Source organism: Pseudomonas piscis, assembly GCF_009380155.1.
Classification (GTDB): domain Bacteria; phylum Pseudomonadota; class Gammaproteobacteria; order Pseudomonadales; family Pseudomonadaceae; genus Aquipseudomonas; species Aquipseudomonas piscis.
On sequence record NZ_WHUV01000001.1, the window covers coordinates 1,904,297 to 1,918,350 of the forward strand.

A 14,054-nucleotide genomic window follows, 5' to 3' on the forward strand; every position below is an offset into this window, starting at 1 on the left:
CAGCTGAACCAGCAGGCCAACCAGTTGGCCGGGCACTTGCTGCAACTGGGCGTCGGCCCGGACCAGCGGGTGGCGATCTGCGTCGAGCGCAGCGTCGACATGGTGCTGGGCCTGCTGGCGATCCTCAAGGCCGGCGGCGCCTACGTGCCCATCGATCCGGCCTATCCGGCCGAGCGCATCGCCTACATGCTTCAGGACAGTGCACCGCTGGCGGTACTGGCCGACGGCGCGACCCTGGGCCTGCTGGGCGACCCCGGCGTGCCGCTGGTGGACCTCGGGCAGGCGCTATGGAGCCGCCAGCCGCGGGTCAACCCACGCCTCGATGGGCTCACGCCGCGGCACCTGGCCTACGTGATCTACACCTCCGGTTCCACTGGCCAGCCCAAGGGCGCGATGAACGAGCATCGGGCGGTGGTCAACCGCCTGCTGTGGATGCAGGAGCAGTACCGGCTCACCAGCGGCGACGCGGTATTGCAGAAGACCCCGTTCAGCTTCGACGTGTCGGTGTGGGAGTTCTTCTGGCCGTTGTTCACCGGCGCCCGCCTGGTGATGGCTCGCCCCGAAGGGCACAAGGACCCGGCCTATCTGCGCCAGGTGATCGCCCGGGAAAACATCACCACCCTGCATTTCGTGCCCTCTATGCTCGACGTGTTCCTGGCCTATGGCGAGACCCGCGAGTGCGCCAGCCTGCGCCAGGTGATGTGCAGCGGCGAGGCGCTGCCGGGCAGCCTGGTGCGGCGCTTCAAGCAGCAGTTGCCCAACGTTGCCCTGCATAACCTGTATGGCCCCACCGAAGCGGCGGTGGACGTGACGGCCTGGGATTGCACCGGCCCGCTGGACGCCACCCCGGACAACACGCCCATCGGCAAGCCGATCGCCAACACCCGCCTGTACCTGCTGGATGCGCAATTGCAACCGGTGCCCTTGGGCGTGGTGGGCGAGCTGTTCATCGCCGGGGTGCAGGTGGCCCGTGGTTATCTCAACCGCGAACAACTGACCGCCGAGCGTTTTGTCGACGACCCGTTCAGTGATCAACCAGGCGCGCGCATGTACCGCACCGGCGACCTGGGGCGCTATCTCGCTGACGGCAATATCGAGTACCTGGGGCGCAACGACGACCAGGTGAAGATCCGTGGCCTGCGCATCGAGCTGGGGGAAATCCAGGCGCGCCTGACCCAGCTCGAAGGCATCAAGGAAGCGGTGGTCCTGGCCCGCGAGGACGTGCCCGGGGACAAGCGCTTGGTGGCCTACTACACCAGCGCCGCCGGGCACGCGAAGTTGCCCGTGGAGCAGTTGCGCCAGGCGCTGCTGGAGCACCTGCCGGACTACATGGTGCCGGCGCTGTTCGTGCACCTGGACGCGCTGCCCCTGAGCCCCAACGGCAAGCTGGAGCGCAAGGCGCTGCCGGCGCCGGGGCTGGAAGCGGCGGTGGTGCGCGAGTACGAGGCGCCGGTGGGCGACACCGAGATCCTGCTGGCGCAGTTGTGGGCCGAGCTGCTCAACGTCGAGCGGGTGGGGCGCCACGATCACTTCTTCGAACTGGGCGGGCACTCGCTGCTGGCGGTGAACCTGATCGGGCGCATGCGCCGGGCCGGTTTGTCGGCGGATGTGCGGGTGCTGTTCGGCCAGCCGACCCTGGCGGCCCTGGCCGCTGCCGTGGGTCGTGGTCGCGAGGTACAGGTACCGCAGAACCTGATCTACCGCGATTGCCCGCGCATCACCCCGCCACTGTTGCCGTTGATCGAACTGGACCAGGCGGCCATCGACCGAGTCGTGGCCACGGTGCCCGGGGGCACCGCCAACGTCCAGGACATCTACCCGCTGGCGCCGTTGCAGGCGGGCATTCTCTATCACCACCTGGCCGCCGGCCAGGGCGATCCCTATGTGCTCCAGGCGCAGTTCGCCTTCGACAGTGCCGGGCGCTTGCAAGCCTTCGCCAAGGCCTTGCAGGGGGTGATCGAACGTAATGACATCCTGCGCAGCGCGGTGCTGTGGGAGGGCCTGGAACAGCCGCTGCAAGTGGTCTGGCGCGAGGCGCCGCTGGTTTGTGAAGAGCTGGTGCTGGACGCCGCCCAAGGGCCGGTGCTGGAGCAGTTGCAGGCACGGTTCGACAGCCGTCGCTACCGCCTGGATATCGCCCAGGCGCCGTTGCTGCGCCTGGTGCATGCGCTGGACCCGGACCACGGACGGGTGGTGGCGCTGTTGCTGTTCCATCACCTGGTGATGGATCACGTCGCCCTGGAAGTGCTGCAGCACGAGCTGCAGGCTTTTCTCCTGGGGCGCCAGGAACGCCTGGCAGCGGCGGTGCCTTATCGCAACTACGTGGCCCAGGCGCGACTGGGCATGGGCGAGGCCGAGCATGAGGCGTTCTTCCGCCAGATGCTGGGGGATATCCAGCAACCGACCCTGCCCCTGGGCTTGCAGGAAGCGCCAGGGGGCGAGGTGGCACTCAGCGAGGCGCGCTTGCCTCTGGACCGACTGCTGGCCCGGCGCCTGCGCGAGCGTGCGCGGCAACTGGGGGTCAGTGCCGCAAGCCTGATGCACCTGGCCTGGGGCCGAGTGCTGGGCAGCTTGGCGGCGCAGCAGCAGGTGGTGTTCGGCACCGTGCTGCTGGGCCGGATGCAGGGCGGCGAGGGCGCTGAACACGCCCTGGGGGTGTTCATCAATACCTTGCCGCTGCGGGTCGACCTGGGCCAGGTGCCGGTACGCGAGGCGCTGCTGGCCACCCATGAGCGCCTGGCGCAACTGCTGGGCCACGAGCAGGCACCCCTGGCCCTGGTCCAGCGGTGCAGCGGGGTGGAGCCGGGCACGCCGCTGTTCAGCAGCTTGCTCAACTACCGGCACAGTGCGCCTGCGGCGGCTTCGGCCGCAGAGGCCTGGGAAGGCATGCAACTGCTCAACGCGCAGGAGCGCAGCAACTATCCCCTGACCCTGAGCGTCGACGACCTGGGCGATGGTTTCCTGCTCACGGCGGTGGCCGCCGGGGTCGATGCCCTGCGTATCTGCCAGTACCTGCAGTGCACCCTGGAGAACCTGCTGCAGGCCCTGGAGCAGACCCCGGAGCTGGCCATCGGCCAAGTCGCGGTGCTGCCGCAGGCCGAGCGCCAGCGGGTGCTGGTGGAGTTCAACGCCACCGCCCGCGACTACCCACGCCAGCAGGCCCTGCACCAGCGTTTCGAGGAGCAGGTGCGGGAGCGGCCGCAACAGGTAGCGGCGGTGCATGGCCAGGAGGTGTTCAGCTATGCCCGGCTCAATGCCCGGACCAACCAGCTGGCCCACCACCTGCTGGAACTGGGGGTGCGGCCGGGGGCCAACGTGGCCTTGCTGTTGCCCCGCAGCCTGGACCTGCTGGCCAGCCAGTTGGCGGTCAGCAAGTGCGGCGCGGCCTACGTGCCGCTGGACATCCATGCTCCGGCCGAACGCCTGGGCTTCATGCTGGCCGACAGCCAGGCACTGGTGCTGCTGGCCCACAGCGACCAGCCACTGGACGGCGCGCCGCAACGGGTGGACCTGGACCGCCTGCGCTTCGATCTCCTGCCGGGGCATAACCCGGACCTGGAAGCCTCCAGCGCGGCGGTGGCGTACATCATGTACACCTCCGGTTCCACCGGCGAGCCCAAGGGCGTGCGGGTGCCGCACCGGGCCATCACCCGCCTGGTGATCAACAATGGCTATGCCGACTTCAACGCCGATGACCGGGTGGCGTTCGCTTCCAACCCGGCCTTCGACGCCAGCACCATGGACGTCTGGGGCCCGCTGCTCAACGGTGGCCGGGTCGTGGTGGTGGACCAGCAGACCCTGCTCGACCCACCGGCGTTCGCCCAGCTGCTGCAAGCTTCTGGCGTGACGCTGCTGTTCCTCACCACGAGCCTGTTCAACCAGTACGTGCAGTTGATCCCCCAGGCCCTCAAGGGCTTGCGCATGCTCCTGTGTGGCGGCGAGCGGGCGGATGCCACGGCATTCCGGCGGATGCAGGCCCAGGCGCCGGGGCTGCGTCTGGTCAATGGTTACGGCCCGACCGAGACCACCACCTTCGCCGTCACCCACGAGCCCGGAGAGCTGCCGGAAGCTGCCGACAGCGTGCCCATCGGCCGACCGCTGTCCAACACCCAGGTGTATATCCTCGATGCCCTGGGCCAGCCGCTGCCCATCGGCGTGGTGGGGGAGATCCATATCGGTGGCGACGGCGTGGCCCTGGGCTACCTGAATCGCCCCGAGTTGAGCGCCGAACGCTTCCTCCACGACCCGTTCAGCAGCGAGCCCAAGGCCCGGATGTACCGCACCGGCGACCTGGGACGCTGGCTGGAGAACGGCGTGCTGGAGTGCATCGGCCGCAATGATGAGCAGGTGAAGATCCGTGGTTTTCGCATCGAGCCGGGGGAGATCCAGGCCTGCCTGGCGAGTTTTGCCGGGCTGCGCGACGCCGTGGTCCTGGTGCGCGAGGACGAGCCCGGAGACAAGCGCCTGGTGGCCTACTACAGCGTCAATGCAGGGCAGCTGCCGCCAACCAGCGAGATGTTGCGCGAGTACCTGCTGGAGCGGTTGCCGGAGTACATGGTGCCGCCGGCCTATGTCTGCCTGGAGACGTTGCCGTTGACCGCCAATGGCAAGCTGGATCGCAAGGCGCTGCCGGCTCCGGGGCCCGAAACCCGGGCCAGCAGTACCTACGAGGCGCCACGCACGCCCCTGGAGCAAGCCTTGGCCGAGCACTGGACCCAGGTCCTGCACATGCCCCAGGTGGGGCGCCACGAGCATTTCTTCGAGCAGGGCGGGCACTCGCTGCTGGCGATCCAGCTGGTCAACCGCCTGCAACAGGCGGGTTTCGAGCTGGGCCTGGCGGACCTGTTCCAGCACGCCAGCGTGGCCGCCATGGCGCGGCTGCTGGAGGAGCGTGGCGCGGCGCCGGCCCTGGAGCTGGTACCGATCCGCTGCGGCAGTGGGCCGGCGTTGTTCCTGGTGCACGAGTTCACCGGGCTGGACCTGTACTTCCCGGTGCTGGGGCAACATCTGCCGGGGGATTTCCCCATCTATGGCCTGCCCGGCATCGCCCTGGGCCAGCCGCAACTGCGCACCCTGGAATGCCTGGCCACGCGTTTGGTGCAGGTCTTGCGCGAGGCCCAGCCCGAGGGCCCGTACCGTATCGCCGGCTGGTCGTTCGGGGGTGTGCTGGCCTATGAAATCGCCCAGCAACTGCTCGGGCTGGATCAGCAGGTGGAGTTCCTCGGCCTGATCGACAGCTACGTGCCGCGCCTGACCGACCAGGGCAAGGCGCGCTGGTCCGGCGCCGATGCCCACCAGCAGCACTTGCTGTTGCAGTGCCAGGCCTACTGGAGCGCCCAGGGCGAGGCCGGCAGCGTGGCGCTGGCGGCTTTGGAGCGATTGCACGGACAGCTCGACGGCCTCGATTTCGCGGCCTTGCTGCACTGCCTGCGCGATCAGCGCCTGTTGTTCGACCAGCTGGAGGCGGCCAACCCCGAGCAGTTGTGGCAGTACCTGGATCGCGAGGTGGCCCATGGGCATGCGCTGGCCCATTACCGGTTGCATCCGATCGGTGTGCCGGTGCATCTGTTCTGCGCCGCCGAACGACCCACCGAACTGTCCCGGCGCAGCCCGACCCTGGGTTGGGGTGAAGTGCTGGCGGTGGAGCAGTTGCATTGCATCAGCGTTCCCGGCGACCACCTGAGCATGATGCAGCCGCCCCATGTCCAGGCCTTGGGGCAGGCCATGGGCCTGGCCCTGGAGCAGGCTCCGAGGCTGGCCGCCCGTACCGGCCAGGCCCACCAGCCGTTGCTGCGGATCCAGGGTGGGCGTGCCGGGCAGGTGCCGATCTTCTGCGTGCCCGGGGCCGGCGACAGCATTACCGGCTTCATCGGCCTGGCCGAGGCTCTGGGGCCGGATTGGCCGATCTTCGGCCTGCAGGCCCGGGGCCTGGATGGCAACGATGCGCCCCATGGCCAGGTGGAAGTGGCGGCCAGGCATTACCTGCAAGCGATAAAGGAGCAGCACCCGAGCGGGCCGCTGCACCTGATCGGCCACTCCTTCGGCGGCTGGGTGGCGTTCGAGATGGCCACGCTGTTGCAGGCCGCCGGCCGCGACGTGGCGTCCCTGACCCTGCTCGACAGCCAGGCCCCAGGAGGAACGGGCCTGGTGGGACGGCCCTATACCACCACGGCGGCGCTGCAACGCCTGATCGAATCCATGCAGTTGTCCGCCGGTCGCGACATGGGTATCGATGCCGAGGGGTTTGCCGCCGCGGATGACGCCGCACAGATGCGCCAGTTGCACGCGGGCATGGTGCGTATCGGCCTGCTGTCCCAGCGTGCCGACCCCCGGGCCATGCATGGCCCGGCGCGGACCTTCGCCACGGCCCTGCGCACCTGCTACCGGCCCGGGGATGGCTACCCTGGACGGGTGCGCCTGGTGCTGGCCGACGACCCGGTGCTGGACGCCGCCGGCAACCGTCGGGAACAGCAGGACATGATCCAGGGCTGGCGCGGCCTGGTGGGCGAGTTGGGCGTGTGGTACGCCCCGGGCAACCACTTCAGCCTGCTCAAGGCACCCAATGTGCGGCACCTGGCGGCCTGGTGGCAGGACGGCCTGGCGCTGCCCCGGGAGGAGGTCGTGTCATGACGCCAGGGACGACCTGGCTGGCGGCGGGCGGGTGCCCGCCGGCGGCCGGATAGGACCTTTCATCCACCTGGGACACCGCTCATCACGGCAACACGGTGTCCCGCCAGGGGGCGCGCCGCTGGCCGGCGCCGCCAACCCTCAACGTACTCGTGGTCATCTATGGAAAAGTCGAAGTTTCGCAAAATCGGTATGGGGCTGTTGCTGGTGGTCGTGGCCGGATTGATTTTCTATACGGTGCGCGCGCCGGCACAGCCGCCGCAGTACCTGACCGCCATCGTCGAACGGGGCGACATCGAGAACGCAGTGCTGGCCTCGGGGCTGCTGGAAGGCATCAAGCAGGTGGATGTCGGCGCCCAGGTCTCCGGGCAATTGAAGTCCCTCAAGGTCAAGGTCGGGGACAAGGTGAAGAAGGGCCAGTGGCTGGCGGAGATCGACCCCCTGGTCCTGCGCAACACCCTGCGCCAGGCCGAGGTGGACGAGGAGAACCTGCAGGCCAAGCGCCGTGCCACCGCTGCCCAGCTCAAGGAAACCAAGGCCATCTACGAGCGCTATGGCGAGCTGCAGACGGACGCCTCGATCTCCAAGCAGGACTTCGATACCTCCGAGTCCAACTACGAGGTGCAGCGCGCCACCCTGATGTCCCTGGACGCGCAGATCAAGAGCGCGCAGATCCAGATCGACACGGCCAAGGTCAACCTGGCCTACACCCGCATCGTCGCGCCCATCGACGGCGACGTGGTGGGGATCGTGACCCAGGAAGGCCAGACTGTGATCGCCAACCAGCTGGCGCCGGTGCTGCTCAAACTCGCCGACCTGGACACCATGACCGTCAAGGCCCAGGTGTCCGAGGCCGACGTGATCCACATCAGCCCCGGCCAGCAGGTGTACTTCACCATCCTCGGCGAATCCGAGAAGCGCTACTACGCCAAGCTGCGGGGCACGGAACCGGCGCCGCAGAACTTTCTCGAAACCCAGCCGACCGGTACCCCCAAGCAGAACACCGCGGTGTTCTACAACGCGCTGTTCGATGTGCCCAACCCCGACCACCGCCTGCGCATCTCCATGACCGCCCAGGTGCGCATCGTCCTGGACACCGCCAAGGATGTGCTGATGGTGCCGGTGGCGGCCTTAGGCCCGCGCAATGCCGACGGCAGCTTCGCGGTCCGGGTGCTGGATGCCAAGGGCCAGGCCCAGTCGCGCAACATCAGCACCGGGATCAACAACAACGTCAAGGTGCAGGTCAAGGACGGCCTGGCCGAGGGCGACAAGGTGGTGATCGGTGATCCGTTGTCCGGCACGGCGGGGGCCTGACCATGACCCAGCCACTGTTGCAGCTCAAGGGCATCAGCCGCAGCTTCAAGGCCGGCGAGCGTGAGTTCCTGGCGCTGAAGAACATCGACCTGTGCATCGAGGCTGGGGAGATGGTGGCCATCACCGGCGCCTCGGGCTCGGGCAAGTCGACCCTGATGAACATCCTCGGTTGCCTGGACTACGCCACGGCCGGCAGCTACCAGGTCAATGGCCGGGAAACCCGCGATCTGGACGACCAGGCCCTGGCGGAACTGCGCCGCGATTATTTCGGCTTCATCTTCCAGCGCTACCACCTGCTGCCCCACCTCAACGCCATGCACAACGTCGAGATCCCGGCGATCTACGCCGGCAGTCCCCAGGCCCGGCGCCATGGCCGGGCTCGCGAGCTGCTGGCGCGCCTGGGCCTGGCCGGGCACCTGGAGCACCGGCCCAACCAGCTGTCCGGGGGCCAGCAGCAGCGGGTGAGCATCGCCCGGGCGCTGATGAACGGCGGCGAGGTGATCCTCGCCGACGAACCTACCGGGGCCCTGGACACCAGCAGCGGCAAGGAGGTGATGCGCATTCTCCAGGAGCTGCACGCCGCCGGGCACACGGTGATCATCGTCACCCACGACCCCAAGGTGGCGGCCAATGCCGAGCGCATCATCGAAGTACGCGACGGCGAGATCGTCAGCGACCGGACCAACCCAAGGCCGCCGCAGGAGCTGGAGGCGCCGCCGCAGGTGAGCGCCCGCGCGGCTGCGGGCCGGCGCCTGGTGGCCAGCCTGGGGCTGTTCAAGGAGGCCTTCGTGATGGCCTGGGTGGCGCTGGTCTCGCACCGCATGCGCACCTTGCTGACCATGCTCGGGATCATCATCGGCATCACCTCGGTGGTGTCCATCGTGGCCATCGGCGAGGGCGCCAAGCGCTACGTGCTCAAGGACATCCAGGCGATCGGCAGCAACACCATCGACATCTTTCCCGGGGCCAGCTTCGGCGACAGCCGGGCGGCGGGGATCCAGACCCTGATGCCCGCCGACGTCACCGCCCTGAACCAGCTGTACTACGTCGACAGCGCCACGCCGATGGTCGGCCGCAGCCTGCTGTTGCGCTACGGCAACATCGACCTCAATGCCACGGTCAACGGCGTCAGCCACCTGTACTTCAAGGTCCGCGACATCAAGCTGGCCGCCGGCATCGCCTTCAGCGAGAACGACGCCCGGCGCCAGGCCCAGGTGGTGGTCATCGACCACAACACCCGCAATCGCCTGTTCGGCCCGGATGTCGATCCTTTGGGGCAGGTGATCCTGGTGGGCAACCTGCCGTGCACGGTGATCGGCGTCACCGCCGAGAACAAGAACCTGTTCACCGCGGCCAACCTGCTCAACGTCTGGGTGCCCTACGAGACTGCCGCCGGGCGGGTGTTGGGCCAGCGCCACCTGGACAGCATCAGCGTGAAGATCAAGGACGGCCAGCCGAGCAAGGTGGTGGAGGAGCACGTCAAGAAGCTCATGGAGCAGCGCCACGGCACCAAGGATTTCTTCACCAACAACCTGGACAGCATCATGCAGACGGTGCAGCGCACCAGCCGCTCGCTGGCGCTGTTGCTATCGCTGATTGCGGTGATCTCCCTGCTGGTGGGCGGCATCGGGGTGATGAACATCATGCTGGTGTCGGTCACCGAGCGCACCCGCGAGATCGGCATCCGCATGGCGGTAGGGGCACGGCAGTCGGACATCCGCCAGCAATTCCTGGTGGAGGCGGTGATGGTCTGCCTGATCGGCGGCGCCATCGGCATCGCCCTGTCCTTCGCCATCGGCTACCTGTTCACCTTGTTCATCAAGGAGTGGGAGATGGTGTTCTCCATGGGCTCGATCATTACTGCGTTCGCCTGCTCGACGCTGATCGGGGTGGTCTTCGGGTTCGTCCCGGCGCGCAACGCGGCGCGCCTGGATCCGATCGAAGCCTTGGCCCGGGATTGACGCCGGGCGGCGCGGCGCCGGACACCGGCGCCGCGGTGGCTTTACTCGGCGTTGGCGGCGACCGGCGCGGCGGCTTCCTGGGGCGAGTACATCCAGCGCAGCAGCGAGTGTCGGCCGCTGATGCCCAGCTTGATCGCCGCGCGCTTGAGGTAGCTCTCGACGGTGTTGACCTTGAGCTGGCACTGCTCGGCCAGCTGTGGCGCGGTACGCCCGGCCAGCAGGCCGACGCAGACTTCCATCTCGCGGTTGGACAGGCTCAGGCCGGACTGCGCCAGGCGGTCGGCGAAACGCAGGCGCAGGGTCTCCAGGCCCTCGACGGCGGTGTTGTCCTGCTCGCCGTCCTGGCCGCGGGGCTGCAGGGCGCTGATGTGCTTTTCCACCATGGGCAGCAGCAGCGGCGAGAAGTCTTCGAGCAGCAGGCGTTCCTGGGGCGAGAAGCTGCGGGCCTGGTTGCTGCGGTACACCGAGAGCACGTACTGGTAGGCATCCTTGCGGACGGTCAGGTGCAGCTGCGCCGTGTCCTTGCCGGGACCATGGCGCCGCAGGAGGGCGGGGCCGGACTCGGCGCTCTGCTCGGGAAAGGCCGCGCGCAGCAGCGGATCGTCGTTGGCCGGCTTGTCGTGCAGGGGATGGCGGTGGTGCACGGCACTGCGCCGATGACCTTCGCTGGCCTGTTCCGGATCTGCCCGCAGCTGGGTGATATGGGTGGCGTCCACCGCCAGCTGGGTGAGGATCAGGTCGTGCAGCATGCGTGGAAAACGGCGGCTGCCGGTGCTGGCGATGACCTTGCCGATATGGGGGAACAGTGCTTGTGAGTTCATCATTTCATCCATGAATGTGAAGTGTGGAAGGGCTGCCTTATAGCAACGGGTTTGGTCGACTGCCTGTTTAACTCCTGTTTCATGCAGATCGACCAAAGGGCGCTTCGTATCCTAGTACAGGGATTCGGTGGCCGTTTGATGAAGTTGCGCAAAAGTCCGCGTCCTAGACCGCCGCGCTGCCCGCAAGGCGCCGGCTGGCGGGGGGATCGCGGCTTTTTGCCGGGGTAAAAATTTTTTCGATCGGGCCTTGCCGGCACAAGAGTTATGCCCATCTTGGCGTTCTGCCGAACCTGAACCTTGCCGGGTTTCCAGGGCGGTTCGCTCTGCCTGAAGAGTGAGGTTGTTTATTCTTATCGATGAGGTAGGAATTTTCCGATGATCGATGATTATTGGCGAAATTTCCGATATTTGGCGGCAATTTCTTGCCGCTTCCTGCAGCTTGCCGCCTGCCCGCCAGCGCCGAAGCCTTGATTTACTGCATTGGCTTGCCTGGCACACAGATTGCTGATGCCCAAGCGCTGAAACGAAAAACCAAAAGGGGCAAAAAGCCCCGAACCTCTATCAGTGCATTAGGAGGTCATTCCCATGGGTGTTAGCGATGTTCCCAGCTCTGCGGCCCTCTCGCCGAGAAAGACCAGAGACGCCCCTGAAGCAAACGCTCCCAATGGCGCGCCGGGCAGGCAATCGCTGGGCAAGGATGCGTTTCTCAAGCTGTTGGTGACCCAGCTGAACAACCAGAACCCGCTGGATCCCCAGGACAACAGTGCGTTCGTGGCCCAGTTGGCCCAGTTCTCGACCCTGGAAGGGATCACCACCCTCAACAACTCGGTGAGCGCCATCGCCGGTTCCTACAAGTCGTCCCAGACCTTGCTGGCCTCATCCTTGATAGGCCGTTCGGTCGTGGTCCAGACCGGTACCACCCTGGTCGACACCAGCAAGAGCATGACCGGCTCGGTGGCTGTTCCATCTGGTGTGAAGTCGGTCACCGTGACCATCACCGACAAGGACGGCAAGACGGTCAAGACCCTCGAGCTGGGCAACCAGAAGGCCGGCAACGCCAGCTTCGTCTGGGACGGCACCAGGGCCGATGGCACCAAGGCCCCGCCTGGCACCTACACCTTCAAGGCCAGTACCACCATCGATGGCAAGGGCACATCCCTGGTCACTTACCTGCCGGCCAGGGTCAACAGCGTCACCGTCAGCCAGACCGGTGGCGAGTTGATGTTGAACCTGGCGGGCATCAGCAACCCGATTGGCCTCTCCAAAATAAGAACCATAGGTATCTAGCGCCGGATAACGGCATAAAGGAGTGGAACATGTCTTTCAATATCGGCCTTAGCGGGCTCTTTGCCGCGAACAAGCAGTTGGACGTGACCGGGAACAACATCTCCAACGTTGCGACCAAGGGATTCAAGTTCTCCCGTGCGGAGTTCGCCGACGTGTACTCGGCCACCAAGCTGGGCAGCGGTGCCCGGGTCGTGGGCAACGGTGTACGCCTGGCCAACGTGTCCCAGCAGTTCACCAACGGCGACATCAACAACACCGGCAACGTGCTGGACGTGGGGATCCAGGGCCAGGGCTTCTTCGTGCTGAGCACCAATGGCTCCCTGACTTACACCCGTGCCGGCAACTTCAGGACCGACAAGGAGGGCTACATCACCAACAGCGACGGCACCGCCCGCTTGCAAGGTTATGGGGTGGATGCCAACGGCAAGATCATCAACGGTGTGCTGACCGACCTGCGGATCGATACTTCGAACCTGGCGCCCAAGCCCACCGATTCGATCTCCTCGACCATCAACCTGGACTCCAACGCCAAGGTCATAGATACCGCGGCCAAGTCTCCGGCTTATGTGTTCAACCCCAGTGACAACACCACCTACACCAAGCAGTTCAGCACGCCGATCTATGACACTCAGGGCAACAAGCATGTCATGGACCAGTACATGATCAAGACCGGCCCCAACACCTGGCAGACCTACACCCTGGTCAATGGGCGCAACCCGGATGGCACGGCCTTCAGCATGAACAACCAGGCCCCGATCACCATGAAGTTCGATGCTTCGGGCAAGCTGCAGTCCCTCACGCCGCCCACGCCTGCCTCCGCCAGCCAGTTCACGGTGGAGGGCAACAAGATCGTCATGGCGGCTGGCGCCTGGACTCCCGGCACCGTGACCAAGGGTGTGTTCACCCCTAACGGGGCCAAGGCCGCGCCCAAGGGCGTCAATATCGACATGACCAGAACCGGCTCGGTATCCGGTGAAACCAACCGCTCGGTCATTGCCCAGAATGGCTATTCCACCGGCCAGATCGCCAGCCTGACCATCGATGGCAACGGCGTGCTGATGGCCAGCTTCAGCAACGAGCAGACCAGGGCGATCGGCCAGATCTCCCTGGCCAGCTTTACCAACGAACAGGGCCTGCAGCCGGTAGGTGGCACCCAGTGGAGGGAAACCTTCGCCTCGGGCATTCCTGGCTACGATGCGCCGAAAACCGGCACGCTGGGCGCCGTGGTGTCGGGTGCCCTGGAGGAGTCCAACGTCAACCTGACCAACGAACTGGTGAACTTGATCAAGGCCCAGAGTAACTACCAGGCCAGCGCCAAGATCATCTCCACCCAGAACAGCATCATGCAGACCACCATGCAGATGACTTGATACTGATCCGGGTGCCGTGGCCTGCAAGGGCCCCAGCACCCGGTTCGCGGATTGGGTGCAGGGTTTCGCCCCAGGGATGGGCCACAACAGCGCGGCCCAGTTGTCCCACCCTCCTTTCAGGGCGTTGCGCGCCCCTGGTCGCCGCGCAGCCGATGGCGCTGCGGGTCAATGGCTCTTTTTTTCGCAGTTGACCATCCACGACACCCCGAACCTGTCTTCCAGCATGCCGAAACGCTCGGCCCAGAAGGTTTCCTCCAGGGGCATGCGGACGCTGCCTTGCTCGAGCAGGGCATTGAATACCCGTTCGGCTTCGGCGGCGTTGTCGATGTTCAACGCGATGGAGCAACCCCGGATGCCGGCGTAGGGCAGGTCCGGGGTGCTGTCCGAGGCCATCAGCACCTGGTCGCCGACATTGAGCCGGGTATGCATGATGAGGGCGTGGCAGTTGGCCGGCAGTTGGTCGCGGGCCGGGCTCTCGCCGAAGGTCAGCATCATTTCCAGGGTGCCGTTCAGGCACTGGGCATAGAAGGTGAAGGCGGCCCGGCAATCGCCGTTGAATACCAGGTAGGGATTGATCTTCATCGCGTACTTTCCTTGTGCGGCCAGGGCGGACCCTGGAGAAACCGACAGCCTTGGCGGCATCGGTGGATATTGCATAGCAAAGCGCCGAACGC

General features: G+C 66.2%; 7 protein-coding genes (1 of these 7 cut by a window edge). 5 read left to right on the plus strand and 2 right to left on the minus strand.

Annotated elements, in window-relative coordinates:
• The 3 genes from GDH07_RS09020 to GDH07_RS09030 form a co-directional block, all read left to right on the plus strand.
• Positions 1 to 6,630: the end of an amino acid adenylation domain-containing protein gene (locus GDH07_RS09020; protein ID WP_343038199.1), read on the plus strand. The gene continues 8,049 nt to the left of window position 1, outside the view; the window shows 6,630 of its 14,679 coding nt (coding positions 8,050-14,679); its start codon lies beyond the left edge, outside the window; it ends in the stop codon at positions 6,628 to 6,630.
• A gap of 159 nt (positions 6,631 to 6,789) precedes the next feature.
• The gene (gene macA, locus GDH07_RS09025; RefSeq protein ID WP_152897168.1) at positions 6,790 to 7,941 is read left to right on the plus strand and encodes a macrolide transporter subunit MacA; all 1,152 of its coding nucleotides are present in this window, start codon (positions 6,790 to 6,792) and stop codon (positions 7,939 to 7,941) included.
• A 2-nt stretch (positions 7,942 to 7,943) separates the two neighbouring features.
• Positions 7,944 to 9,902, plus strand: a complete 1,959-nt coding sequence (locus tag GDH07_RS09030; protein ID WP_152897169.1) for a MacB family efflux pump subunit — start codon at positions 7,944 to 7,946, stop codon at positions 9,900 to 9,902.
• A gap of 41 nt (positions 9,903 to 9,943) precedes the next feature.
• On the opposite strand, the gene GDH07_RS09035 is transcribed toward GDH07_RS09030, so the two are convergent.
• On the minus strand, positions 9,944 to 10,723 hold the full coding sequence (locus tag GDH07_RS09035) for a helix-turn-helix transcriptional regulator (protein ID WP_152897170.1): 780 nt from the start codon (positions 10,721 to 10,723) through the stop codon (positions 9,944 to 9,946).
• Between the two features lie 585 nt (positions 10,724 to 11,308).
• Between GDH07_RS09035 and flgD the strand changes: the two genes are divergently transcribed.
• Positions 11,309 to 12,010: a flagellar hook assembly protein FlgD gene (gene flgD, locus GDH07_RS09040; RefSeq protein WP_152897171.1), complete on the plus strand. Its 702-nt coding sequence runs from the start codon at positions 11,309 to 11,311 to the stop codon at positions 12,008 to 12,010.
• Between the two features lie 29 nt (positions 12,011 to 12,039).
• Positions 12,040 to 13,380 carry a flagellar hook protein FlgE gene (gene flgE, locus GDH07_RS09045; protein ID WP_152897172.1) on the plus strand — a complete coding sequence of 447 codons (1,341 nt, stop codon included), beginning with the start codon at positions 12,040 to 12,042 and terminating at the stop codon, positions 13,378 to 13,380.
• Between the two features lie 165 nt (positions 13,381 to 13,545).
• On the opposite strand, the gene GDH07_RS09050 is transcribed toward flgE, so the two are convergent.
• Complete coding sequence (locus GDH07_RS09050) at positions 13,546 to 13,962, minus strand: VOC family protein (RefSeq protein ID WP_022643564.1); 417 nt, start codon at positions 13,960 to 13,962, stop codon at positions 13,546 to 13,548.
• Positions 13,963 to 14,054 lie beyond the last annotated feature (92 nt).

Excerpts from the sequence above, each read along its gene's own strand:
- macA (WP_152897168.1), top strand. The coding sequence starts at position 6,790 with ATGGAAAAGTCGAAGTTTCGCAAAATCGGTATGGGGCTGTTGCTGGTG.
- GDH07_RS09030 (WP_152897169.1), top strand. The coding sequence starts at position 7,944 with ATGACCCAGCCACTGTTGCAGCTCAAGGGCATCAGCCGCAGCTTCAAG.
- GDH07_RS09035 (WP_152897170.1), bottom strand. The coding sequence starts at position 10,723 with ATGAACTCACAAGCACTGTTCCCCCATATCGGCAAGGTCATCGCCAGC.
- flgD (WP_152897171.1), top strand. The coding sequence starts at position 11,309 with ATGGGTGTTAGCGATGTTCCCAGCTCTGCGGCCCTCTCGCCGAGAAAG.
- flgE (WP_152897172.1), top strand. The coding sequence starts at position 12,040 with ATGTCTTTCAATATCGGCCTTAGCGGGCTCTTTGCCGCGAACAAGCAG.
- GDH07_RS09050 (WP_022643564.1), bottom strand. The coding sequence starts at position 13,962 with ATGAAGATCAATCCCTACCTGGTATTCAACGGCGATTGCCGGGCCGCC.